Source organism: Ramlibacter tataouinensis TTB310, assembly GCF_000215705.1.
GTDB lineage: Bacteria > Pseudomonadota > Gammaproteobacteria > Burkholderiales > Burkholderiaceae_C > Ramlibacter > Ramlibacter tataouinensis.
Genome location: NC_015677.1, coordinates 1,262,601 through 1,287,902, shown reverse-complemented (window position 1 = coordinate 1,287,902; position 25,302 = coordinate 1,262,601). Strand labels below are relative to the sequence as shown.

At 69.8% G+C, this 25,302-nt stretch carries 17 protein-coding genes; 7 read left to right on the top strand and 10 right to left on the bottom strand.

The annotated features are described in order from the left end of the window. Positions 1–515: 515 nt before the first annotated feature. Together RTA_RS06395 and RTA_RS06390 are read left to right on the top strand one after the other, a co-directional pair. The gene (locus tag RTA_RS06395) at positions 516–725 is read left to right on the top strand and encodes a hypothetical protein (RefSeq protein WP_013900569.1); all 210 of its coding nucleotides are present in this window, start codon (positions 516–518) and stop codon (positions 723–725) included. A gap of 122 nt (positions 726–847) precedes the next feature. Then, positions 848–1,810, top strand: coding sequence for an MBL fold metallo-hydrolase (locus RTA_RS06390; RefSeq protein WP_013900568.1), 963 nt, complete (start codon positions 848–850; stop codon positions 1,808–1,810). A 22-nt stretch (positions 1,811–1,832) separates the two neighbouring features. On the opposite strand, the gene prpF is transcribed toward RTA_RS06390, so the two are convergent. Genes prpF through RTA_RS06365 form a run of 5 tightly spaced genes read right to left on the bottom strand, consistent with a single transcriptional unit; the run spans position 1,833 to position 7,173 of the window. Then, entirely contained in the window at positions 1,833–2,987 is a 1,155-nt protein-coding gene (gene prpF, locus RTA_RS06385) for a 2-methylaconitate cis-trans isomerase PrpF (protein ID WP_013900567.1), read from the bottom strand. A gap of 16 nt (positions 2,988–3,003) precedes the next feature. Beyond that, positions 3,004–4,071 carry an Ldh family oxidoreductase gene (locus tag RTA_RS06380; protein ID WP_013900566.1) on the bottom strand — a complete coding sequence of 356 codons (1,068 nt, stop codon included), beginning with the start codon at positions 4,069–4,071 and terminating at the stop codon, positions 3,004–3,006. Positions 4,072–4,078: 7 nt separating this feature from the next. Next, positions 4,079–5,038: a Bug family tripartite tricarboxylate transporter substrate binding protein gene (locus RTA_RS06375; RefSeq protein WP_013900565.1), complete on the bottom strand. Its 960-nt coding sequence runs from the start codon at positions 5,036–5,038 to the stop codon at positions 4,079–4,081. 30 nt (positions 5,039–5,068) lie between these two features. Next, the gene (locus RTA_RS06370; RefSeq protein WP_013900564.1) at positions 5,069–6,130 is read right to left on the bottom strand and encodes an Ldh family oxidoreductase; all 1,062 of its coding nucleotides are present in this window, start codon (positions 6,128–6,130) and stop codon (positions 5,069–5,071) included. Between the two features lie 26 nt (positions 6,131–6,156). Continuing rightward, positions 6,157–7,173 (bottom strand): Bug family tripartite tricarboxylate transporter substrate binding protein, encoded by a 1,017-nt coding sequence (locus tag RTA_RS06365; RefSeq protein ID WP_013900563.1) that lies wholly within the window; start codon positions 7,171–7,173, stop codon positions 6,157–6,159. A gap of 102 nt (positions 7,174–7,275) precedes the next feature. On the opposite strand from RTA_RS06365, the gene RTA_RS06360 reads away from it, so the two are divergent. Both RTA_RS06360 and RTA_RS06355 read left to right on the top strand, forming a co-directional pair. Next, a complete protein-coding gene (locus RTA_RS06360; protein ID WP_041675117.1) occupies positions 7,276–8,196 on the top strand; it encodes a LysR family transcriptional regulator in 921 nt (306 codons plus the stop codon). Between the two features lie 74 nt (positions 8,197–8,270). Continuing rightward, complete coding sequence (locus RTA_RS06355) at positions 8,271–9,239, top strand: Bug family tripartite tricarboxylate transporter substrate binding protein (RefSeq protein WP_013900561.1); 969 nt, start codon at positions 8,271–8,273, stop codon at positions 9,237–9,239. Between the two features lie 22 nt (positions 9,240–9,261). On the opposite strand, the gene RTA_RS06350 is transcribed toward RTA_RS06355, so the two are convergent. The 5 genes from RTA_RS06350 to RTA_RS06330 all read right to left on the bottom strand — a co-directional run bounded on the left by RTA_RS06350 (position 9,262) and on the right by RTA_RS06330 (position 15,127). Then, entirely contained in the window at positions 9,262–10,398 is a 1,137-nt protein-coding gene (locus RTA_RS06350) for a DSD1 family PLP-dependent enzyme (protein WP_013900560.1), read from the bottom strand. Position 10,399: 1 nt separating this feature from the next. After that, on the bottom strand, positions 10,400–11,866 hold the full coding sequence (locus tag RTA_RS06345) for an N-acyl-D-amino-acid deacylase family protein (RefSeq protein WP_013900559.1): 1,467 nt from the start codon (positions 11,864–11,866) through the stop codon (positions 10,400–10,402). 8 nt (positions 11,867–11,874) lie between these two features. Next, entirely contained in the window at positions 11,875–12,843 is a 969-nt protein-coding gene (locus RTA_RS06340; protein ID WP_013900558.1) for a Bug family tripartite tricarboxylate transporter substrate binding protein, read from the bottom strand. Between the two features lie 116 nt (positions 12,844–12,959). Further along, positions 12,960–14,123, bottom strand: a complete 1,164-nt coding sequence (locus RTA_RS06335) for a mandelate racemase/muconate lactonizing enzyme family protein (RefSeq protein ID WP_013900557.1) — start codon at positions 14,121–14,123, stop codon at positions 12,960–12,962. Between the two features lie 26 nt (positions 14,124–14,149). Continuing rightward, a complete protein-coding gene (locus RTA_RS06330; protein WP_013900556.1) occupies positions 14,150–15,127 on the bottom strand; it encodes a Bug family tripartite tricarboxylate transporter substrate binding protein in 978 nt (325 codons plus the stop codon). Between the two features lie 109 nt (positions 15,128–15,236). Between RTA_RS06330 and RTA_RS06325 the strand changes: the two genes are divergently transcribed. The 3 genes from RTA_RS06325 (at position 15,237) to RTA_RS06315 (ending at position 25,293) form a co-directional block, all read left to right on the top strand. Then, positions 15,237–16,169 carry a LysR family transcriptional regulator gene (locus RTA_RS06325; RefSeq protein ID WP_013900555.1) on the top strand — a complete coding sequence of 311 codons (933 nt, stop codon included), beginning with the start codon at positions 15,237–15,239 and terminating at the stop codon, positions 16,167–16,169. Between the two features lie 178 nt (positions 16,170–16,347). Further along, positions 16,348–23,520 (top strand): HAMP domain-containing protein, encoded by a 7,173-nt coding sequence (locus RTA_RS06320; protein ID WP_013900554.1) that lies wholly within the window; start codon positions 16,348–16,350, stop codon positions 23,518–23,520. Positions 23,521–23,532: 12 nt separating this feature from the next. After that, the gene (locus RTA_RS06315; protein WP_013900553.1) at positions 23,533–25,293 is read left to right on the top strand and encodes a response regulator; all 1,761 of its coding nucleotides are present in this window, start codon (positions 23,533–23,535) and stop codon (positions 25,291–25,293) included. Positions 25,294–25,302: the final 9 nt, after the last annotated feature.

Genomic DNA, 25,302 nt, shown 5'->3' with positions numbered 1-25,302 from the left:
GCGAGCTCGAGAGCCAAACCGCTTCGGGATCCAGCCCGCTATGCGCCCCTCGGGTCCGTGTCCTTAAGGCGGGCGCTTCGGTTCGATAAACGCGCTGAGCTAACTTACTCCCCTGCAGTTTGTAGAGCGCCCAGAGTTGTTGCTCCGTCGGTGAAAGCTTGTGGCCTGTGGTGTAATTCAGAGACACGCGGAGTCTTGATTTGGACTCTTAATCCGTAGGTCGTAGGTTCGAATCCTGCAGGACCCACCACTTCTCCCCCGTCAGTCCACGTCGGCCTCAGCCGTGCGCATCGACTCGGCCGCTACACAAGCGATAGCAGCTGGGCCATGCCGTGCGCGGGCGGACAGGCTGGATTTCCGCTTTTCCGACTCAGCCGAATGGCGCCGGCGCCCAGCGGCAACAGCCGGCCTCCCACATGACCAGCCCGACGGCAGGCCGACACTGCCGGCATGGCTGACGTCCTGACTTCCACCCGGCCGCCCCCCCGCGCGGCCCGCGTCCACGGAGCGCGGTGATGGCCTTCGAGGTGCCCTCGCGCATCGGCCAGCCCTGGGAGCCCTGGGAGGACTCGGCCATCCTCACGGACCTGCGCCTGAAGGTGGATCCGCACGTCATCGCGCTGCGGGCGCGGCGCACGCAGCAGGAGGTGGAGACGCGGCTGCAAGAACTGCTGCGGCCGGCCCCGCGCGAGCGCCGCCGCACCAGGCGGATCAATCGAGCTTGATGCCGGCGGACGCGGCGAGCATGGCAGAGCGCCTGCACGGCTCGCCTGTTTCGCGCCTGTTTCGCGTATCTTCTGCCGGCTCCATTTTCCCCATCGACCCAACCTCAAGGACATAGACAAGCATGGACAGGAGAAACTTCCTGGGCACGGCGTTCTTCGGCGCAACCGGCCTGGCCTTCAGCTCGGTGTGGTCACAGCAATCCTCGCCCAACCTGGGCACGCCGACGCCCGCGGCACCCGGTTTCCGGCGCATGAAGCTGGGGGCGATGGAAGTGGTCGCCATCAACGACGGGGTGGTGCGCCGCCCCCTGGGCCAGGAGTTCGTGACCAACGCGCCGCTGGAGCAGGTCAAGGCCCTGCTGGCCTCGCAGGGCCTGCCCACGGACTATGTGGACGTGCCCTACACGCCCTTCCTGGTCGTGAGCGGTAATCGCCGCTTCCTCTTCGATACCGGCTTCGCGGACAACGGCCCGCCAACCACCGGGCGCCTGCGCGCCAACATGGAGGCCGCCGGCTTCAAGCTCGAGGACGTGACGGACGTGGTGATCAGCCACTACCACGGCGACCACATCAATGGGCTGCGCGCCAAGGACGGCTCGCTGGTGTACCCGCGCGCCAAGGTGCACGTGCCGGCGCCGGAGCATGCCTTCTGGATGGACGAGGCGCGCATGGAGGCCGCGCCCCCGGCCGCGAAGGGCGCCTTCCAGAACGCCCGCCGGGTGTTCGGCAGCCTTTCCGCCGAACAGCTGGTGCGCTTCGAACCGGGGGCGGAGATCGCGCCCGGCATCACCGCCAGCGCGGCTTTCGGCCACACGCCGGGGATGTGCATCTTCAACGTCAGGTCCGGGGGCCAGTCCTTCAACTACGTGGCGGACGTGACCAACATCCCCTCCCTGTTCGCGCGCAGCCCGGACTGGGCCGTCGTCTTCGACATGGACCCGAACATGGCCCGCGTGACGCGCCGGCGCGTGTTCGACAGCATGGTCAAGGAGCGCGCGCTCACGGGGGGCTTCCACTTCCCGTTCCCGGCGTTCGGCACCATGGAAACGGCGGACGGCGGCTACCAGTTCAGGCCGGTGGCCTGAACCGGCGTTCGTTCGCGCAACCTCAGCCGGGCACGCGGACGAACCCCTCCATGAGCCGCCGCGCGCTGCGGCTCATGATGGCCCTGGCCACCTGCCACTGGCCTTCCACCTGACGGGCCTCGGCGCCGACCGCCAAGGTGCCCGAAGGATGGCCGAAGCGCACTTCGCCCCTGGCGCCGCCCGCGAACAGGCGGCTCACCAGGGTGGAGGGGATGGCCGCGGCCACGGCGATCGCGACCGCGCCGGTGCCCGTCATCGCGTGGTGCAGTGGTCCCATGGAGAAGATGCGGGCCAGCAGGTCGATGTCGGTGCCCGCGATCGACTTGCCAGCCGAGGTCGTGTAAGGCGCGGGGGCCGCGACGAACGCCAGCTTGGGGGTGTGCAGGCGCAAGGTGCTCGCCTCCTGCGCACTGGCCGCCAGCTTCATGGCCACCGCCCCGGCGGCCCGGATCGCCTCGGCGCGCCGCAGCAGCGCCGCATCGCCGTTGACGTCCTCCTGCAGCTCCGTGCCGGCCAGCCTCAGGGTGGCGGCGTCGATGAAGATCGTGGGATTGCCGGCGTTGATCAGCGTGGCCTCGACCCTGCCAATGCCCGGCACCTCGAGCAGGTCGATCCTGCGGCCGGTGGGGAACATGGGCCCCGCCCCATCCTCCTCGCCACCGCCCGGGTCCAGGAATTCAAGGCGGATCTCCGCGCCGGGAAAGGTCACGCCATCCAGCTCGAAGCCGCCCTCCTCCACCACCTCGCCGTCCTGCATCGGCACGCGGGCCACGATCATCTTGCCGATGTTGGCCTGCCAGATCCGGACGGTCGCGATGCCGTCGCGCGGCGCCTGGACCAGCCCTTGCGAGATCGCGAAGGGACCGACGGCCGCGCTGAGGTTGCCGCAGTTGCCGGACCAGTCCAGCACCGGCGTGTCGATGGACACGGCCCCGAAGAGGTAGTCGACATCGCAGTCCGCACGCGTGGACTTCGACACCAGGACCACCTTGCTGGTGCTCGACGTCGCCGCGCCCATCCCGTCGATCTGCTTGCGGTACGGATCGGGGCTGCCCATGACACGCAGCAGCAGCCGGTCGCGCCGCACCGGATCGGCCGGCAGGTCGGCGGGGTGGAAGAAGACTCCCTTGCTGGTGCCGCCGCGCATGTACACGGCGGGGATGCGAAGTTGCGCCATCGGCTTGCCTCCTCCTTCAATCCCGCAGGCGATAGTCGCCGATGCCGGCCAGGTGCGCCACCCGGTCCAGGTCGGCCAGCGTGTCCGCGGGCAGCACCAGCCCTTCGCGGCGGTGGCGGGCCTCGTTCCTGGCCTCCAGCTCGCCGGGGTAGTACACCTCGGCGTGGCCGGGCGCCACCGGCACCGCCTTCAGGCGGGCGATGTACTCCTCCATGCGCGCGTCGAACTGCGCGCGCGGCTGGAAGGCTTCGAGGTTGAAGGCGGCGAAGAAGTGGCCCGCCCCGCTGCGGTTGACGGGGTCGTAGGGACCGTGGACGTCGTCCAGGAACGCGCTGCCGGACAGGACGCCGGAGAGCATGTCCACGATGACGCCGATCGCGTAGCCCTTGTGTCCGGCCATCGGCAGGATGAACCCCTCCAGCGCGGCGCGCGGGTCGGTGGTGGGGGCGCCGTCCTTGTCGATGGCCCAGCCGTCGGGGATGGGCTCGCGCCTTTGCTGCGCCAGGAAGATCTTGCCCCGGGCCACGCCGGAGTTCGCCACGTCCATGATCATCGGCGCATGCCGCCCGGCCGGCGCCCCCACCGACCAGGGGTTGGTGCCTATCATCTTCTTCACGCCGCCCCAGGGCGCCATGTTGGGCCCGCCGTTGGTGGTCAGCAGCGTGATGCAGCCGGCTTTCGCGCCCATGCCCGTGAAGTACATGCAGGTGCCGAAGTGGTTGGAATTGCGCACCGACACCACGCCCACCCCATGCAAGCGGGCGCGGCGCACCGCCTCCTCGGTCGCATGGCGCGCGATGACCTGGCCGACGCCGTCCTTGCCGTCGATCACCGCCACCGCGCCGGCGTCGACCACCGTCTGCGGCGCCGTCACCGGCCGCATGGCGCCGGAGCGCAGCCGCGCGTAGTACCAGCCCAGCCGCAGCACCCCATGCGACTGGTGGCCCCACAGGTCGGCCTGCACCAGGGTGTCGGCCACGAAGGCCGCGTCGGCCTCGGGAACGCCGGCGCTGCGGTAGACGCGGGCAACGAAGTCGCGCAGCCGCTCCGGCGCGACCGGTTTGGCCGGATCCTCGGTGCTCATGGGCGGCTCAGTCGATCTTCAGGTTGTTGTCCTTGACGAATTTCTGCCAGTAGGCCATTTCGTCGCGGACGGTCTTGTCGAACTGCGCGGGCGCCATGCTGCGGGCCTTGAAGCCGTCCTTGACCAGGCGCTCGCCGATGTCCGGATGCGCGAGCGTGCGGCTGACCGACTGGTAGAGCCGCTCGACGATCGGCCTGGGCGTGCCGGGCGGCGCGAAGATGCCGAACCAGTTGGTCAGGTCGTAGCCGGGCAGCAGTTCCCCGACCGTCGGCACGTCCGGCAGCGCCTCGATGCGTTCGGCGCCGGAGACGGCGAGCGGCACGACCTTGCCGTTCCTGATGTGCTGCATGAAGCCGGGGGCCGTGCCGAAGGACATGTGGATCTGCCCGCTCAGCAGGTCGGACTGCGACTGGCCGCTGCCCTTGTAGTGCACCGTGGTCAGGCGCGTGCCGCTCATGCGCTGCAGCAGCTCGGCCGACAGGTGCGAGAGCTGGCCGGCGCCGGCGGTGCCCACGGAGGCCTTGTCGGGGTTCGCCCTGGCATACGCCACCAGTTCCTTCAGCGTCTTGAAGGGCGCCGACGGATGCGCCACCAGCAGCTGGGGCGCCGAGGCGATCATGGTGACCGGCACCAGCGAGGCCGTGTCGAACGGCAGCTTGAACAGCCAGGGGTTGCTGGTGATCGCGCTGTTGGTCATCAGGATGGTGTAGCCGTCCGGCGCGGCGCGCGCGACCGCGTCGGTGCCGATGATGCTGGAGGCGCCGGGCTTGTTGTCGACGATGACGGGCACGCCGAGGTCCACCGCCATCTTGTCGGCCATCAGCCGCGTGATCACGTCCGAGCCGCCGCCGGGCGCGAACGGGACGATGATCTTGATCGTCCGGCTGGGGTAGTCGGCGGCAGCCACCGCCGAGGCGCCGACGAGAGCGGCCAGCGACAGGGCGAGATGGGCAAGCAGTTTCTTCACGGTCGTCCTTGGGTGGGTGGAGCAGGAGGTTCAGGCTGCCGCGGCCGGCGCGGCCGCGGCGTGGCGCTGCAGCAGCTGGTACGTCGCGCCGTCCAGCGTCACGCCCGACTCGCGCTGGCGGCGCAGCTTGCCGAGCTCGATCTCGCCCGGCACGATCACCGGCCGGGACGGGTCGGCCGGCGGGCTGTCATGCAGGATGGCGGCAAAGTCGCGCATGCGCGCGGCCAGCCACTCGGTCGAGCCTAGCCGGGCGGTGTCGATCAGGATGAAGAAGTGCCCCAGGTCCTGGGGCTGCTCCGGCGCCTGCGACCAGGACTTCACGTGGGTCAGGTACGCGGCGCCGGACAGCAGCCCGGCGAACAGGTCCACCATCAGCGCCAGGCCGTATCCCTTGTGACCGCCGATGGGCAGCAGGAAGCCGTCCAGCGCGGCGGCAGGGTCCGTCGTCTCACGGCCCTGGGCGTCGGTGGCCCAGCTGGCGGGGATGGCTTCGCCGCGCTTGAGTGCGCCGCGGATCTTGGCCCGGGCCACCACGCTCATGGCCATGTCCAGCAGGAACGGGTCACCGCCGGGATGCGGCACGCCGAAGCCGATGGGGCTGTTGCCCAGCCGCGCGTCGCTGCCGCCCCAGGGCGCGATCGTGGTCGTGGCGTTGCTGCCGATGATGCTGGCGAAACCCGCCTCGGCGGCGATCAGGGAGTACGGCGAGATCGGACCGAAGTGGTTGCTTGCGCGGGCCAGCGCCACGCCGACGCCGCATTCGCGCGCCGCCTCCATCGCCGCCTCCAGCGCGCGCATGCCCACCAGCGGCCCGACCGCGTTGTCGCCATTGACCCTGGACAGCGCGGGCGCCACCCGCTCCACGGTGATCCGCGGCTGCGCATTGATGCCGCCCACGGCCAGGCGCTCGCCATAGGACTCGATGCGGCTCAGGCCGTGCGTGCCCAGACCGAACAGGTCGGCCATCACGAGGATGCGGGACACCTGCCGCGCGTCCGCGGCCGGCAGGCCGAGCCCCTGGAAGGCGCGGGTGCCGAGGTCCAGCAGGTCGGCCTCCGACAGCGGCGGCACGGCTTCTATACGGGCGTTCATTGCTTGCTCCGGAAGGGACAGGGCATTTACTCCGCTTTCAGCTTCGACTTGCGGACCACCTCGCCCCAGCGCTCGCGCTCGGCCTTGATGAAGGCCGCGAACTGCGGCCCGTTCATCGGGCTGGCGAGGGTGGCGTCCGCCTTCAGCCGCTCCTGCACCGCGGGAACCTGCAGCGCCTGCTCGGCGGCCGCGTGGATGCGGGCGACCACGTGGGCCGGGGTGCGGGCCGGCGCCAGCAGGCCAAACCATTGCGAACTGTCGAAGCCGGGATAGCCCTGCTCGGCCACCGTGGGCACCTCGGGCAGCGCGGCCAGCCGCTGGGCCGAGCCGCTGGCGATGATGCGGATGCGGCCCGCCTTGACGTGCTGCATGAAGCCGGGCGGGCCGGCGGAGGCGGCGTCGGTGGTGCCGGCGAGCAGGTCGTTGAGTTGCGCCCCGGTGCCCTTGTACGGGATGTGGGTGACATCCATGCCGGTCGCCACCTTGAGCATCTCGAAGGCCAGATGGCCGGCGCTGCCGTTGCCGGCCGACCCGTAGGTGAGCTTGCCGGGGTGGGCCTTGGCGTAGGCGATGAACTCCGGGAGGGTCTTGGCCGGCACCTTGGCGCCCGTCGCGAACACCATCGGCACCTTGGCGAGCAGCCCGATCGGCTCGAAGTCCTTGTCCGAGTAGGGCAGCTTGTCCAGCATCGCGGGGTTCACCGCCAGGGTGCCCACGTGCCCCAGCACCAGGGTATGGCCGTCGGGCGCGGCGCGCGCGACTTCCTGCATGGCGATCAGGCCCGAGCCGCCGCCCTTGTTGTCGACCACCACGGACTGTCCCAGCGTCCTGGCCATTTCCGCGGCCAGCAGGCGGGCGATGACGTCGGAGCTGCCGCCGGGCCCGTACGGCACGACCAGGCGGATCGGCCGCTCCGGCTGCCAGGCCGCGGGGGTGGCGAAAGCCGGCGCGTGAAGCACGGCCAGGCCGGCGGCGGCGAGGGCGGCGCGCAGCCAGCTGCGGCGCGTCGGGGGAACTGCGGGATGCGGGCGGAAGCGGGCCATGGCTAGCGTTGTCTCTTCGTTCTGTGTTTCTGGTGGGCCATCGTGTCAGCGGCCGATTCAACGGTAAAGTGCAAAAATCAGAACGACTCTTGCGTCGCACACATGAATTTCGACCTGGCGGACCTGCGCGCCTTCCTCGCCGTGGCGGACCTCGGCTCGTTCCGGGCGGCCGCCGGCAGCCTGCACCTGTCGCAGTCCGCCGTCTCCCGGCGGGTCGACAAGCTGGAGGAAGCCCTGGGCGTCGACCTGTTCGTGCGCACGACCCGCAGCGTGGAGCTGACGGCGATCGGCCGCACCTTCGTGCACAAGGCACGGGGCGTGATGAACGAGCTGGAGGGCGCGCTGCTCGGGATCGCCGATTCCGCGCAGCGCATCTCCGGCGAGGTCACGGTCGCGTGCGTGCCCTCGGCCGTGGGGTATTTCCTGCCCGCCGTGATCGGCCGGTTCCACCAGCTGCACGCCCGCATCCGCGTGCGGCTGATCGACGAATCGTCCGCGGACATCCTGCTGGCGGTGGCCAACGGCGAGGCGGACCTGGGCCTGACCTACATCGGCACGCAGGAACCCGACATCGAGTTCGAGCCGCTGCTGGAGGACCCCTTCGTCGTTGCCTGCCCGCGCGACCATGCGCTGGCCAACAAGCGGCGCGTGACCTGGGCGGAGCTCGCCAAGCACGACTACGTGTCCCTCGCGCAGGGCAGCGGCAACCGCTTCCTGCTGGACCAGGCGCTGGGGCCGCTGGCGCGCAAGCCCGAGTGGTTCTGCGAAGTGCGCCACGTGCCCGCGCTCGTCAGCCTGGTCGAGGCGGGACTGGGCATCGGCGTGGTGCCGCGCCTGGCCATGCCCCCGCGCGGGCGGCTTGCGTCCATCGCGCTCGAGGAGCCCAGCCTGAGCCGCACGATCGGCATCATCCGGCGCCGCGGGCGCGCTTTGCGGCCCGCGGCGGAATCGTTCCGGCGCCTGCTCCTGCAGCTCGCATCGCCCCCGCGCGCCCGCCGGGCATCGCGTCCGGCCGCGTCCTGAGCCGGGCGAACGGCTCGTTACGATCGGCCGCGCCGCCGTGAGCCACAGTCAGGAACCACCAAGGAGACGAACGCATGCCACTCACCCGCCGTCACGCCCTGGCCGCCGCCGCGGCCGCCCTCGCCGCGCCCGCCGTGTCCGCCCAGGGGGCCTGGCCCTCGAAGACCATCCGCATCGTCGTGCCCTACCCGCCGGGGGGCTCGTCGGACATCATCGCGCGCACCCTCCAGCCGCTGCTGCAGGAGGGGTTGAAGCAGACCGTCATCGTGGAGAACAAGGCCGGCGCCAACGGCAACCTGGGCACGGACTTCGTGGCCAAGTCCGCCCCGGACGGCCACACCTTCGTGCTGTGCGACGTCGGCGCCCTCGCCATCACGCCGTCGGTGTACACCAAGCTGCCCTTCGACCCCTCCAAGGACCTGCGCGGCGTGGCCATGCTGGCCTACTCGCCGCACCTGCTGGTGGTCCACCCCTCGGTGCCCGCCAACAACCTGAAGGAATTGGTCGCGCTGTCCAGGCAGAAGGACCTCAACTTCGCCGTGACGGCCACCGGCAGCGCGCCGCACCTGGCGGGCGTGGAGCTGCAGCGCGCCGTGGATGCGCGCTGGCAGTACGTCCCCTACAAGGGCGGCATCCAGGCGATCCAGGACACGGTGGGCGGGCAGACCCAGGTGCTGATGAACGGCATGCTGGCCACGCTGCCGCACGTGCAAAGCGGCAAGCTCAAGCTGCTGGGCGTCTCCAAGCGCACCCGCATGCCCCTGATCGGCGACACGCCGACGATCGCCGAGCAGGGCGCCACCGGCTTCGAGTCCGGCACGTGGCAGGGTGTCCTGGTCCCGAAAGGCACGCCGGAAGCCGTGGTGCAGAAACTCAACGCCGAGCTGATACGCGCCATCCGCAACCCGGACGTGCGGGCGCGGCTGGCCGGCCAGGGCGCCGAGGTCGTGACCATGACGCCCCAGGAGCAGGACCAGTTCTTCGCGCAGGAACGCAAGCGCTGGGCCCAGGTGGTCGCCGCCGCCAACATCAAGCTCGACTGACCGGTACGCCCCCGGAGGCGGCCTACCAGCCGCTGAAGCGCTTCCAGGTGGCGCGGACCTGCGACCCGCCCCGCACCACCTGGTACTCGCCGTACTGGGCGGCGGTGGAGCAGGCATGGTTGGGCAGGATCCGGACCTGCTGCCCGACCCGCAGCTGCAGCGTGTCGGCTCCCGCGCCCGGCCGGCGCGCCATGATGCCGTGCTCCTGGTTCGCGCCCACCAGGATGTAGTCCTGCAGGGGCCGCCCGTCCAGGTCGCACACCAGCCCGTAGCCCTGGTCCAGCGGCTGGGACGAGGTGCCGCGGTCGCGTGACATGGCCATCCAGCCGGCGTCCAGCAGGGTCCAGCCCTTCTCGCGCTGGTGGCCGATCACGGTGGCCAGCACCGACAGCGCGATGTCGTCCACGTCGCAGACGCCGATACCGGCCATCACCAGGTCGAAGAACACGTAGACGCCGGCGCGCAGCTCGGTCACGCCCTCCAGGTGTTCGGCGAACAGCCCGGTCGGCGTGGCGCCCACGCTGACCACCGGGCAGGCCATGCCGGCCGCCCGCAGACGCCCGGCGGCCAGCACCACCGCCCGCCGTTCCTGTTCCGCCATGGCGCGCAGCGCCTGCGCGCTGCGGCAGTCGTAGGAACTGCCCGCATGCGTCATCACCCCGCGCACCGCAACGCCGCCGGCCTCCAGCGTGCGCGCGATGTCCAGCAGCTCGGGCGATTCCGGCTTCACGCCGGAGCGGTGGCCGTCGGCGTCGATCTCGATCAGCACGCCGATGCCGGCCGGAGCATGGGCCAGCCGCTGCGCGACCAGCCGGGCCGCCTCGACGCTGTCCAGGATGATGGACATGCGCACGCCGCGCGCCTGCAGCGCCAGCACGTGGTCCATCTTGTTGGGCGCGATGCAGACCGCGTACAGGATGTCCCGCACGCCGTGGCCGGCGAAGTAGTCCGCCTCCAGCAGCGTCGAGACGGTGATCGGCCCTTCCGGGCCGGTCATCATCCGGCGCGCCACCTCGATGCACTTGTTCGTCTTCACGTGCGGGCGGAAGGCGACGCCGAGCCGCTCCACCTGGCGGCGCATGCGCTCGATGTTGCGCTCCATCCGCGCCTCGTCCAGCAGCAGCGCGGGCGTCTCCATCTCCTGCAGCACACGGGGCATGTCAGCGCCCCCCGCCTGCGGCCTGCCGGGCCAGCACCCGTCCCGGCCGCGCGCCGCTGGCGCGGCCCTCGCGCCAGACGATGCTGCCGTTCACCACGACCGTGTCGATGCCGCGCGCGGGCGCGATCGGCCGGGCGTAGGTGCCGGCCTCGTCCACCGTCGCCGCGTCGAACAGGGTCAGGTCGGCATGGGCGCCCTCCCTCAGCACGCCGCGGTCGGCCAGCCCGAACTTGGCGGCCGTGAGTCCGGTCATCTTGTGCACCGCGGTCTCTAGCGGGAACAGGCCGAGCGAGCGCCCGTAGTGGCCCAGCACCCGCGGGAAGCTGCCCCACAGGCGCGGGTGCGGCGACGCATCGTGGGGCAGCCCGTCGGACCCGATCATGGTGTCGTCGAACTGCAGGATGCGCTGCACGTCGGCTTCGTCCATGCGGAAGTAGATGGCCCCGGCCGGCGTCAGCCGGCGCACCGCCTCCTCCTGGGACACGCCCAGCTCGCGCGCGACGTCCGCCAGGTCCCGGCCCGCGAACCGCGGCAGGCCCTTGGACCAGCTGACGATCACGCGCGCCGAGCTGGCGGCCCGGTCCCAGGACAGGATGGTGGAGCCGGCGGTGTACGGGTAGCAGTCCAGGCAGATGGGCTGCAGCGCCATGTTCCTGCGGATGAAGGCCAGCGTCTCCTCGGAGCGGCCATAGTTCCTGCTGCCGATCACCTTGTGGTGGGAGATCACCACCGTGACGCCCACTTCCCGGCCGATGCGGAAGGTCTCTTCCAGCGACTCGATCACCCGGTCGCCCTCGTCGCGCATGTGGGTGCAGTACAGGCCGTCGAAGTCCTTCAGCGGCCGGCAGGTTTCGATCACCTCCTCGGTCGGCGCGGCGACCGCCGGCTCGTAGAACAGGCCGGTGGACACGCCGATGGCGCCGGCTTCCATCGCCTCCTGCACCAGGGCGCGCATGCGCGCGACCTGGTCCGGGGTGGCGGGACGCTCCAGGTTCTCCATGGTCGCCACGCGCAGCGTGGTGTGGCCCACCAGCATGGCGCAATTGGTCGCGGCGGGCTGCTCGCGCAGCGCCTGCAGGTAGCTGGCGAAGGTGGGGAAGCGGAACCAGCCGCCCTGGTCGTCCAGCAGGTTGAGCGGCGGCGTGACCGGCTGCGGGATGGGCCGCGGCATGGGCGCGAGCGAGATCCCGCAGTTGCCGCCGACCACCGTGGTCACGCCCTGGCTCACCTTGGGCGCCATGTCGCCGCCCGAGAGCATCAGGCGGTCGTCGTGCGTGTGGGCGTCGATGAAGCCGGGCGCGGCGACGCGGCCGCCCAGGTCGATCTCGGTGCGGCCGCTGCGGCCCGCCAGGTCGCCGATGCGCTCGATGCGGTCGCCCCGGATGCCGATGTCGCCGGGAAAGCGCGGCGCGCCCGTGCCGTCCACGATGTCGGCGTTGCGGATGAGGAGGTCGAAGAGGTCGTGCATCTTTCGCCTCAGTCGAGCTTGGCGCCGGAGGACTTGACCACCTTGGCCCACTTGGCGGTCTCGCTGCGCGCAAGCTCGCGGAATTCCTCCGGCGTGCTGGGCGCGGCCTCGGCGCCCAGCGCCTTGAAGCGCTCCTGCACGGCCGGCGTGGCCAGGGCCGTGCGGATCTCGCTGTTCAGGCGCTGGACGATCTCCCTGGGCAGGTTGGCGGGGCCCACCAGGCCGCCCCAGGCCACCACCTCGAAGCCGGGCACGGCCTCGGCGATCGCGGGGATGTCGGGATAGGCCGGCGAACGCTGCGGCGACGAGATGCCCAGCGCCCGCACCCGTCCGGCCTGCGCGTGGGGGCCCAGCACCGGCGTGTTCGCCATGAACAGCTGCACGCCGCCGCCGATCAGGTCGGTGACGGCGGCCGTCGCGCCCTTGTACGGCACGTGCAGCATGAAGGTGCCGGTCATGGACTTGAACAGCTCCACGCCCAGGTGGGAGGTAGTGCCGTTGCCGTCGGAGGCGAAGGCCAGCTTGCCCGGGTTCTTCCTGGCGTACGCGATGAGCTCGGGCACGCTCCTGACCGGGACGCTGTTGTTCACCGCCATGAGGTTGACCACCCGCAGCGCGTTGGAGATCAGGGTCAGGTCCTTGTCCACGTCGTAGGGGACGTTGGGCAGCAGCGAGCGGTTGGTCGCCAGCGAGACCACGTTGGCGTAGGCGAGCGTGTAGCCGTCCGCCGGCGAGCGCACCAGCTCCATGGTGCCGATGGTGTAGGAGGCGCCCGGCCTGTTCTCGATGACGAAGGGCACGCCCAGCTGCTGCGACAGCTGCGCCGAGAGCGCGCGCATCAGGACGTCGGGCGCCCCGCCCGCCGCCGAGGGGATGATCAGCCGGATAGGCTTGTCGGGCCAGGCCGCGAAGGCCGGCGCCACGGGCGCGAGCAGCGCTGCGAGCAGCAGGAAGACCGACAGGATCCGTGGACGCATGGATTGACCTCCGATGTCTGGCCAGTTTACGCAGCGTACGGGGGGAGCGGAACCCCATTGCGCTACAGGATGAAGCTGGCCCGGCTTCATCCCAGCTCAACCTTGGAACGGGTCCGTCACTGGTCGACCACGAACCCGTCGAAATGCGGCCGCATGGAGATCGGCTTGGACAGCGGCGGCCGGATCCTCTGCGCGTCCGGCAGCAGGTTCATGCCCAGGCCCGGGCCCGAGGGGATGTCCACGAAGCCGTTGTCCGGCCGCGGCACCTGGTCGACGATGTTGCTGCCCAGGTGCTCGGGGCGGGATTCGAAGATCCCGGCTTCGAAGCCGGTCGCGTATTCCTGGATCGCGAAGTTCGGGATCGCCGCGTCCAGCTGCAGGCAGGCCGCCAGGCCGATCGGCGACAGCGGGTTGTGCGGCACCACCTGCACCTGGTGCGCTTCGGCGATGGCGGCCACCTTGCGCGCGCCGGTGATGCCGCCGCACAGGCAGACGTCCACCCGGGCGTACTCGACGCCGCCGCGCGCCAGCAGGGCCTGGAACTCGTAGATCGTGGCGAAGCGCTCGCCGGTGGCGATCGGGATGTGGATCTTCTCGGCCACGCGCGCCATGGCGTCGGGGCCCTCCGGCCGGATCGGATCCTCGATGAACATCGGGTGCGTGTCCTCGATCCCGCGCGCGAACACGATGGCCTCGGCCGGCGTGAGGCGGCGGTGGATCTCGATCAGCAGGTCCACCCGGTCGCCCACCACCTCGCGCATGCGCCGGGTGTTGTCGATCGCGTCGCGCATCTTCTTGATGTGCGTCTTGAAGTAGACCTGGTCGTGCCCCTCGTCCAGGAAGGGGTTGAGGTGGCCGAAGGCGTTGAAGCCGGCCTCCATCTTGGCCTGGCACTCCACCAGCATCTTCTCGATCGTGTTCTCGTAGATGTGGCCGTAGATGCGCGCCTTGCGGCGCGCGGCCCCGCCCAGCAGCTCGTAGATCGGCACGCCCAGCGCCTTGCCCTTGATGTCCCACAGGGCGATGTCGATGGCGGAGATCGCCGCGTTCTCCGCCAGCCCCTGGAAGTAGCTGAAGCGGTGCATCACGTTCCAGTGGTGCTCGATCGCGAAGGCGTCCTTGCCCTCCAGGTATTCGGCGAAGCGCCGGATGCAGGCGCCCGCGGCCTCGATGTGGCCCCAGGTGCCGGCCTCGCCGTAACCGGTGATCCCCTGGTCGGTGGTGACGCGCACGAACATGAACTGCCCCACGTGCAGGGGCTCGACTTTCCTGATCTTCATTGGTTCTTCCGTGATGGGCGGCCGGCTCAGTCCACCTTGATGCCGGCCTTGCGGATCAGCTCGCCCCAGCGGCGCGCCTCCGCGTCGATATGGCGCGCCGCCTGGTCCGGCGTCATGGCGACGGGCTCGGCGCCGGCGGCCACGAGCTTCTCGCGCACCTCGGGCCGCCGGATCATCTTCTGCACCTCGGCGTGCAGGAAGGCGATGACCTCCGCCGGCGTGCCCTTGGGCGCGGCCAGCCCGAACCAGTTGGCGATGAGAAAGCCCGGGAAGCCGGCTTCGGCCGCGGTGGGGACGTCCGGCAGCGACGACAGCCGCTGCCCATGGGCCACCGCCAGCGGGCGCATACGGCCGGAGCCCATCTGCGCCGCCACCGTCGGCGCCGCCGTGATCAGCACCTCCACCTGGCCGCCCAGCAGGTCGGACACCGCCGGGCCCGAGCCCTTGTACGCCACGTGCGCCATGTCGATACCGGCCACGGCCTTCAGCAACTCGCCCGCGATGTGGGGGCCGCTGCCGGCGCCGCCGGAGGCAAAGTTGAGCTTGCCGGGCTGCGCCTTGGCGAGCTGCACCAGCTCGCGCAGGTTGTTGGCCGGCACCTTGGCGTTGACCACCAGGACGTAGGGCGCCTCGGCGAAGACGGTGACCGGCGCCAGGTCCCTGATCGGGTCGAACGGCAGCTTGGGAAAGAGCGCCGGCACGATGGTCTGCGTCATCTCGTTGGCCAGCAGCGTGTAGCCGTCGGCCGGCGCCTTGGCGACCAGGCCGGTGGCGATGGTGGTGCTGCCCCCGCCCTTGTTCTCGACCACGAAGGTCTTGCCGGTCAGGGTGCTCAGCGAGTGGGCCGCCAGGCGCGCGACGATGTCGGTGGTGCCGCCGGCCGCGTAGGGCACCACGACGGTCACGGGCTTGGACGGGTAGGCCTGGGCGCGCACCGGCAGCGCCAGCGCGGACAGGCCGGCCAGGAGGGAACGGCGCGACAGGGCGGGCGGCGGAAGGTTCACTTTGTCTCCTCGGGTCGCCGCCCCATGGGCAGCCGATGGGCGGACTCTACGTCGGATCCCGGCTGAATAATCGCGTGGCGCTTACAGCATTGTTCAACTGGATTTCACAATGACCGAGATCACCAATGCCTCGGCCGAGATGGCCTTCTTCCACCTGCTGATGCGCTGCGGCAGCCTGTCGGCGGCGGCGCGGGAGCTGGGGCTCACGACGCCGGCGGTGAGCCGGCGGCTGGCCCTGCTCGAGGCGCGGCTGGGCGTGCAGCTGCTCAACCGCACGACCCGGCGGATCGCCCTCACCCCCGAAGGCGAGGAGTACCTGACGCAGGCGCGGCGCATCCTGGCGGACATCGAGGATGTGGAGCACCAGCTGAGCCAGTCGATGGCGCAGCCGCGCGGGCTGCTGCGGGTGAACGCCACCCTGGGTTTCGGCCGCAGCCATGTCGCCCCGGTGATCTCCCGGTTCTGCAAGGCCCACCCGGAGGTGCAGGTGCAGTTCCACCTGTCGGTAACGCCGCCGCCGCTGTCCGAGGATGCGTTCGACGTGTGCGTGCGCTTCGGCGAGCCGCCGGATGCGCGCGTCATCGCGCGCAAGGTCGCCCCCAACCGGCGCCTGCTGTGCGCGTCACCGGCCTACCTGGCCCGCCACGGCACGCCGCGTACGCCGGCCGACCTGGTGCGGCATCACTGCATCAGCATCCACCACGGCGACGACGCCTACGGGCTCTGGCGCCTGGCCTCCAGCCGCCGCACCGAATCGGTGAAGGTGACGGGACTGATGAGCACCAATGACGGCGACATCGCCGTGGCCTGGGCGCTGGACGGGCACGGCATCCTCATGCGCGCCGAGTGGGACATCGCCAAGTACCTGCGCAGCGGCCGCCTGCGCCAGGTGCTCGAAGGCTATGCGACCCCGCCGGCGGACATCTACGCGGTCTATCCCCAGCGCCACCAGAAGGCGCGCCGCGTCACCGCCTTCGTGGATTTCCTGTGCGCCGCCCTGGGCTCGACGGCGCGCCGAAGGGCGGCCGAGCAGTTCGGATGAGCTGGTTGTACATAGCTGTCAAGCTCATCGATACATATCCTCGTCGTAAGACCGGTCCTACATCCTTTGTAGGCGATTGCGAAGACACTACCGGGTTCTTTGCATGGCTCGGCAATCCGCGCCGCATGCATCCGGCTCGGCTTGCCGAGCCTGCCTCTCTCTCTCTAGGAATCCGCCCATGGACCCCGTCACTCCTACCGCGGCCAAGAAACGCCCCGCCCAGGCCAATGCCGCTTCTTCTTCGAGGAAGCCCGCCTCGCGCATCGCGCCCATCGACACCCTCGACGCGGCGCAGGCGCAAGCCCAGTCGCGGCAGATACTGGCCGCGCTGGTGGCCTTCGCCAACGGCGAGTTCAAGGCTCGCCTGCCGGCCACCTGGACGGGAACGGACGGCCGCATCGCGGAGGCGTTCAACCAGTGCATCGGCAACGCCGAGCGCATCACCAACGAGGCGGCCCGGCTGAGCAATACGGTGGGCAAGGAAGGCCGGTTGATGCAGCGCATCTCCCTGCCGGCGGCGGCGGGCGGCTGGGCCGCCCAGGTGGACTCGGTCAACACCCTGGTCGACGACCTGGTGCGCCCCACCACGGACATCGCCCGCACCATCGGCGCCGTGGCCAAGGGCGACCTGGGCCTGCCGATGGACCTGCAGGTGGACGGACGCCCGCTCAAGGGCGAGTTCCTGCGCTCGGCCAAGCTGGTGAACACCATGATCGAGCAGCTCGCGGTGTTCACCTCGGAAGTGACCCGGGTGGCGCGCGAGGTGGGCACCGAGGGCAAGCTGGGCGGCCAGGCCCAGGTCAAGGGGGTGTCGGGCGTCTGGAAGGACCTGACCGACTCGGTCAACCAGATGGCCGGCAACCTCACGGCGCAGGTGCGCAACATCGCCGACGTGACGGTGGCCGTGGCCAACGGCGACCTGTCGCAGAAGATCACGGTGGACGTGCGCGGCGAGATCCTGCAGCTCAAGGAGGCCACCAACACCATGGTGGACCAGCTGCGCTCCTTCGCCTCGGAAGTGACGCGGGTGGCCCGCGAGGTGGGCACCGACGGCCGCCTGGGCGGCCAGGCCGTGGTGCCGGGCGTAGCCGGCACCTGGAAGGACCTGACCGACTCGGTCAACTCCATGGCCAACAACCTGACCTCGCAGGTGCGCAACATCGCCACGGTGACCACGGCCGTGGCGCGGGGCGACCTCTCGCGCAAAATCACGGTGGAGGTCAAGGGCGAGATCCTGGAGCTGAAGGAAACCATCAACACCATGGTGGACCAGCTCAACGGCTTCTCCTCCGAGGTGACGCGGGTGGCGCGCGAGGTGGGCACCGAGGGCAAGCTGGGGGGCCAGGCCCAGGTGCCGGGCATCGCCGGCACCTGGAAGGACCTGACTGACTCGGTCAACTCCATGGCCTCCAACCTCACCGGCCAGGTGCGCAACATCGCCGGCGTGGCGACCGCCATCGCCAAGGGCGACCTCTCCTCCAAGATCACGGTGGAGGTGAAGGGCGAGATCCTGGCGCTGAAGGAAACCATCAACACCATGGTGGACCAGTTGAACGGCTTCGCGTCCGAAGTGACCCGCGTGGCGCGCGAGGTGGGCACCGAGGGCAAGCTGGGCGGCCAGGCCCAGGTGCCGGGCGTGGCCGGCACCTGGAAGGACCTGACCGACAACGTCAACTTCATGGCGTCCAACCTCACCGGCCAGGTGCGCAACATCGCCGAGGTGACCACCGCCGTGGCCAACGGCGACCTGTCCAAGAAGATCACGGTGGACGTGCGCGGCGAGGTGCTGGAGCTGAAGAACACCATCAACACCATGGTGGACCAGTTGAACGGCTTCGCCTCGGAGGTCACGCGGGTGGCGCGCGAGGTGGGTACCGAGGGCAAGCTGGGCGGCCAGGCGGCCGTGCCCGGCGTGGCCGGCACCTGGAAGGACCTGACGGACTCCGTGAACTTCATGGCCTCCAACCTCACGGGCCAGGTGCGCAACATCGCCGAGGTGACCACCGCCGTGGCCCGCGGCGACCTGTCCAAGAAGATCACCGTGGACGTCCGCGGCGAGATCCTGGAGCTGAAGAACACCATCAACACCATGGTGGACCAGTTGAACGGCTTCGCCGGCGAGGTGTCCCGCGTGGCGCGTGAAGTGGGCACCGAGGGCAAGCTGGGCGGCCAGGCCCAGGTGCTGGGCGTGGCGGGCACCTGGAAGGACCTGACCGACAACGTCAACTCCATGGCGTCCAACCTGACGGCCCAGGTGCGCAACATCGCCGACGTGGCCACCGCCGTGGCCAACGGCGACCTGTCCAAGAAGATCACGGTGGACGTCAAGGGCGAGATCCTGGAGCTGAAGAACACCCTGAACACCATGGTGGACCAGCTCAACGGCTTCGCCTCCGAAGTGACGCGCGTGGCGCGCGAGGTGGGCTCCGAAGGCAAGCTGGGCGGCCAGGCCCAGGTGCGCGGCGTGGCCGGCACCTGGAAGGACCTGACCGACAACGTCAACTCCATGGCCAACAACCTCACGGGCCAGGTGCGCAACATCGCCGAGGTGACCACCGCCGTGGCCAAGGGCGACCTCTCGCGCAAGATCACGGTGGAGGTCAAGGGCGAGATCCTGGAGCTGAAGAACACCATCAACACCATGGTGGACCAGTTGAACGGCTTTGCGTCCGAAGTGACCCGCGTGGCGCGCGAGGTGGGCACCGAGGGCAAGCTGGGCGGCCAGGCCCAGGTGGCCGGCGTGGGCGGCACCTGGAAGGACCTGACCGACAACGTCAACTTCATGGCGTCCAACCTCACCGGCCAGGTGCGCAACATCGCCGACGTGGCCACCGCCATCGCCCGCGGCGACCTCTCGCGCAAGATCACGGTGGACGTCAAGGGCGAGATCCTGCAGCTCAAGCAGACCATGAACACCATGGTGGACCAGCTCAACGCGTTCGCCGGCGAGGTGAGCCGCGTGGCGCGCGAGGTGGGCACCGACGGCAAGCTGGGCGGGCAGGCGGCGGTGGAAGGCGTGGCCGGCACCTGGAAGGACCTGACCGACAACGTCAACTCCATGGCCTCCAACCTCACGGGCCAGGTGCGCAACATCGCGGAAGTGACGATCGCGGTGGCAAACGGCGACCTGTCCAAGAAGATCACGGTGGACGTGCGCGGCGAGATCCTGGAGCTCAAGGAGACCATCAACACCATGGTGGACCAGCTGCGCTCCTTCGCGGCGGAGGTCAGCCGGGTGGCGCGCGAGGTGGGCACCGAGGGCAAGCTGGGCGGCCAGGCCGTGGTGCCAGGCGTGGCGGGGACCTGGAAGGACCTGACCGACAACGTCAACTCCATGGCCAACAACCTCACGGGCCAGGTGCGCAACATCGCCGACGTGGCCACCGCCATCGCGCGCGGCGACCTGGGCCGCAAGATCACGGTGGACGTGAAGGGCGAGATCCTGCAGCTGAAGGAAACCATCAACACCATGGTGGACCAGCTGTCGGCCTTCGCGTCGGAAGTGACGCGGGTGGCGCGCGAGGTGGGCTCCGAGGGCAAGCTGGGCGGCCAGGCGGCCGTGCCCGGCGTGGCCGGCACCTGGAAGGACCTGACCGACAACGTCAACTCCATGGCCTCCAACCTCACGAACCAGGTGCGCAACATCGCCGACGTGACGATCGCGGTGGCCAACGGCGACCTGTCCAAGAAGATCACGGTGGACGTGCGCGGCGAGATCCTGCAGCTGAAGGAAACCATCAACACCATGGTGGAACAGCTGCGGTCCTTCGCCTCCGAGGTGACGCGCGTGGCGCGCGAGGTGGGCACCGAAGGCCGCCTGGGCGTGCAGGCCGTGGTGCCCGGCGTGGCCGGCACCTGGAAGGACCTGACCGACTCGGTCAACACCATGGGCGCCAACCTCACTTCGCAGGTGCGCAACATCGCCGAGGTGACCACCGCCGTGGCCCGCGGCGACCTGAACCGCAAGATCACGGTGGACGTCAAGGGCGAGATCCTGGAGCTCAAGAACACCATCAACACCATGGTGGACCAGCTCAACTCCTTTGCCGGCGAGGTGACGCGGGTGGCGCGCGAGGTGGGTACCGAGGGCAAGCTGGGCGGCCAGGCCCAGGTGGCCGGCGTGGGCGGCACCTGGAAGGACCTGACCGACAACGTCAACTTCATGGCCTCCAACCTCACCGAGCAGGTGCGCGGCATCGTCAAGGTGGTGACGGCGGTGGCCGACGGCAACTTGACGCAGCGCCTGACCGTGCAGGCCAAGGGCGAGGTGGCGGCGCTGGCCGACACCATCAACGGCATGACCGACACGCTGGCGACCTTCGCCGAGCAGGTGACCAACGTGGCGCGCGAGGTCGGCGTGGAGGGCCGCCTGGGCGGCCAGGCCCACGTGCCCGGCGCCGCAGGCACCTGGAAGGACCTCACCGGCAACGTGAACCTGCTGGCCGCCAACCTGACCACGCAGGTGCGCGCCATCGCCGAAGTGGCGACGGCCGTGACCAAGGGCGACCTGACGCGCTCGATCCAGGTCGATGCGCGCGGCGAGGTGTCCGAACTCAAGGACAACATCAACACCATGATCTCGAACCTGCGCGAGACCACGGAATCCAACCGCGAGCAGGACTGGCTCAAGACCAACCTGGCGCGCTTCACCGGCATGCTGCAGGGCCAGCGCGAGCTGTCCACCGTGGGCAAGATGCTGCTGTCCGAGCTGGCCTCGCTGGTCAACGCCCACCAGGGAAGCATCTACCACAACAGCCATGGCACCGACGGCCAGGACGAGCTGAGGCTGCTGTCCAGCTACGCGCAGGCCGGCACCGTGAAGCTCGCGCCGGCCATCGCGCTCGGCGAGGGCCTGGTCGGCCAGTGCGCGCTGGAGAACCGGCGCATCCTGATGACCGACGTGCCGGCCGACTTCGTCACCATCAGTTCCAGCCTGGGCCAGGCGCGGCAGGTCAGCGTCGTGGTGCTGCCCGTGCTGTTCGAGAACCAGACCAAGGCGGTGATCGAGCTGGCCTCGCTGCACCCGTTCAGCCCGGTCAACCTGAACTTCCTGGACCAGCTGGCGCTGGGCATCGGCGCGGTGTTCAACACCATCGAGGCCACCATGCGGACCGAGGGCCTGCTGACGCAGTCGCAGCAGCTGACGGTGGAGCTGCAGTCGCGCCAGATCGAGCTGCAGCAGACCAACGAGGAGCTGGGCACCAAGGCCCGCCTGCTGGCGCAGCAGAACGAGGAGGTGGAGCGCAAGAACGCCGAGGTCGAGCAGGCCCGCCGCGCGCTGGAGGAGAAGGCGTCCGAGCTGGCGCTCACCTCCAAGTACAAGTCGGAGTTCCTGGCCAACATGTCGCACGAGCTGCGCACCCCGCTCAACTCCATCCTGATCCTGAGCCAGCAGCTGGCCGAGAACGGGGCCGGCAACCTGCTGCCCAAGCAGGTGGAGTTCTCGCGCAACATCAACTCCTCCGGCAGCGACCTGCTGAACCTGATCAACGACATCCTGGACCTGTCCAAGATCGAGTCTGGCACGGTGTCGGTCGACGTCGAGGAGATCTCGTTCAACGGGCTGCGCGACAGCATCGACCGCAACTTCCGCCACGTCGCCGAAGCCAAGAGCCTGCCGTTCCACATCCGCTTCGCGGACGACCTGCCGCGTTCCATGGACAGCGACCCCAAGCGCCTGCAGCAGATCCTGAAGAACCTGCTGTCCAACGCGGTGAAGTTCACCTCGCACGGGCAGGTGGAGGTGCGCGTGGGCCTGTCCGCCAGCGGCTGGTCGCAGGACCACCCGGTGCTCAGCCAGGCCCAGCACGTGGTGGCGTTCGCCGTGGAGGACACCGGCATCGGCGTGCCGCCCGACAAGCAGCGCCTGATCTTCGAGGCGTTCCAGCAGGCCGACGCCGGCACGTCGCGCAAGTACGGCGGCACCGGCCTGGGCCTGGCCATCAGCCGCGAGCTGGCCGTGCTGCTGGGGGGCGAGATCAAGCTGCAGAGCGTCCACGGCCAGGGCAGCACCTTCACGCTGTACCTGCCGCTGCACTACGCCGGCCCGGACCAGGCGACGGCCGTGCGCAACGCGAAGAACTCGGGCGACGGTGCCGGCGCCGCCAAGCCGGTGCTCACCCTGCCGGCGGTGCGGGAGGAGCACATCCCGGACGACCGGGACAGCATCGACTCGGGCGATCCCGTCATGCTGGTGATCGAGGACGACCCGCATTACGCGCGCATCCTGCTGGGCCTGGCCCGCGATAAGGGCTTCAAGGGCCTGGTGGCGACCAAAGGCGCGATGGGCCTGTCGCTGGCGCGCCAGTACCACCCCGCCGCCATTTCGCTGGACATCTTCCTGCCCGACATGCTGGGATGGACGGTTCTCAACCAGCTGAAGCTCGATCCCGCGCTGCGGCACATCCCGGTGCAGATCGTCACGCTGGAGGAGGAGCGGCAGCACGGGTTGTCGCATGGCGCCTTCGCCTACCTGCTGAAGGAGCCCACCACCACCAACCTGGAGGCGGCCTTCGACCGCCTGAAGGCCTTCACCGCGCCGCGGCCCAAGCGCCTGCTGGTGGTGGAGGACAACGACATCGAGCGGGATGCCGTCATCGAGCTGCTGGGCTACGACGACATCGACATCGTGGCGGCCGGCAGCGGCGACGCGGCCCTCGCGGCGATGCGCAGGCAGCCTTTCGATTGCGTGGTGCTCGACCTTCGGCTGCCGGACATGACGGGCTTCGAGCTGCTGGAGCGGCTGCGTGCCGAGTCGGCGCTGTCCAGCGTGCCGGTGGTCGTGTTCACGGGCAAGGACCTCAGCCACGACGAACAGGCGCGCCTGAACACCATGGCCAAGAGCATCGTGCTCAAGGACGTGCGCTCGCCCGAGCGCCTGCTCGACGAAACCGCCCTCTTCCTGCACCGCGTCGTCACCCAGCTGCCCGCCGAGAAGCAGGCCATGCTGGAGCGGCTGCACAACTCCTCCGAGGTGCTGCGCGGGCGCAAGGTCCTGGTGGTGGACGACGACGCGCGCAACATCTTCGCGCTGACCTCGGTGCTGGAGAACCACGAGATGGAGGTCCTCAGCGCCACCAACGGCCGCCAGGCCATCGACATCATCGGCAGCACGCCCGACCTGACGATGGTGCTGATGGACATCATGATGCCGGAGATGGACGGCTACGAGACCATGCGCGAGATCCGCAAGGACCCGGCCTTCCGCACCCTGCCCATCCTGGCGCTGACGGCCAAGGCGATGAAGGGAGACCGCGAGAAGTGCCTGGACGCGGGCGCCAGCGACTACATCTCCAAGCCCGTGAACACCAACCAGCTGCTGTCGCTCATGCGCGTCTGGCTGTACCGCTGACCCTCCATGCCCATGAACACCAAGAACAACACCCAGGATGCGGCGACGCAGGAGCGGGAGCAGCCGGATGCGGCTTCCCTCGTGAACATCCTGATCGTCGACGACGAGCCCAAGAACCTGACGGTGCTGGAGAGCGTGCTGGACGACCCCGGCTACCGGCTGGTGCGGGCCTCTTCCGGGGAGGAGGCCCTGCTGGCGCTGGTCCAGGAGGAGTTCGCCGTCCTGGTGCTGGACGTCCGCATGCCCGGCATGAGCGGCTTCGAGGTGGCCCAGCTCGTCAAGGAGCGCAGGAAGACGGCCCGCATCCCCATCATCTTCCTGACGGCCTACTACAACGAGGACGAGCACATCCTGGAGGGCTACGGCTCCGGCGCGGTGGATTACCTGCACAAGCCGGTGAAGCCCGCGGTCCTGCGCTCCAAGGTGGCCGTCTTCGCCGAGCTGCACCGCAAGGGGCGCGAACTCGCCGCGGCCAACCGCCTGCTGCTGGGCGAGGTGGCCGAGCGGCGCAATGCCGAAGCCCGCCTGAGCGAGCTGAATGCGTCGCTGGACCGGCGGGTGATGGAACGCACCACCGAGCTGCGGGCCAGCGAGGAGCGGCTGCTGGAGGAGCATCGCCGCAAGGACGGGTTCCTCGCGACCCTGGCGCACGAGCTGCGCAATCCCCTGGCGCCGGTGCGCAGCGCCGTCGAGCTGATCAAGCGCAACCGGCTGGATGCCAACAAGCTGCAGTGGGCCTCCTCCATCATCGACAGGCAGGTGCGCCTGCTCAGCCGCCTGATCGACGACCTGATGGACGTCAGCCGGATCAACCGGGGCCGCATCGAGCTGCGGCGCGAGCTCATGCCGCTCAACGAGGCGCTGATCGATGCGCTGGACGCGATCCGTTCGTCGGCCAAGGAGGCGGGGCTGGAGCTGGCGGTGCTGCTGCCGGATACCAAGCTGCTGGTGGATGGGGACCGCACGCGCCTGGCGCAGGCCTTCACCAACCTGCTCGTCAACGCGGTGAAGTACACCGAACCCGGCGGCAGGATCGAGCTGGTGGTCGCGGTGGAGCGGGAGAACGTGATCGTCACGGTGCGGGATACCGGCATAGGCATACCGGCCGACCGGCTGGAGACCATCTTCGAGATGTTCTCGCAGGTGGAGTCGGCCCTGGCGCGCTCGCGCGGCGGCCTGGGGATCGGGCTGTCGCTCACCCAGCAGCTGATCCGGCTGCATGGCGGCAGCGTCAAGGCGCAGAGCGAGGGGCCCGGGTTGGGCAGCCGCTTCCTGGTCCAGCTCCCGTTGGCGAGCAGCGGCACCGAGCAGGCCCCCTCGCTGCCGCCCTCACACACCCCTTCCACCAGCAGCACCAAGCTGTCCATCCTGGTCGCGGACGACAACGAGGACGCCGCCTCGTCGCTCACCCAGCTGCTCGAGCTCCTCGGGCACGAGGTGCGCCAGGTGCATGATGGAGAAGCCGCGGTGCGCGCCGTCCAGGAATTCGGCCCGTCCCTGGTGCTGCTCGATATCGGCATGCCGGGCTTGAACGGCCATGACGCCGCGCGCCTGATCCGCCAGCAGCCCGGCGGGTCGGGCCGGACCCTGGTCGCCGTCACCGGCTGGGGCCAACCGCAGGACCTGCGCCGCTCCTCGGACGCCGGCTTCGACCACCACCTGGTCAAACCCATCGAGTTCGACCAGCTGTTCTTGCTGATCGAGCGGGTCTGCTCGAACGCCCCCGCCACGCAGGCGGACCCTGCACCGACCTTCTACAGCTCCGGGAAGTGAGCCGGGGAC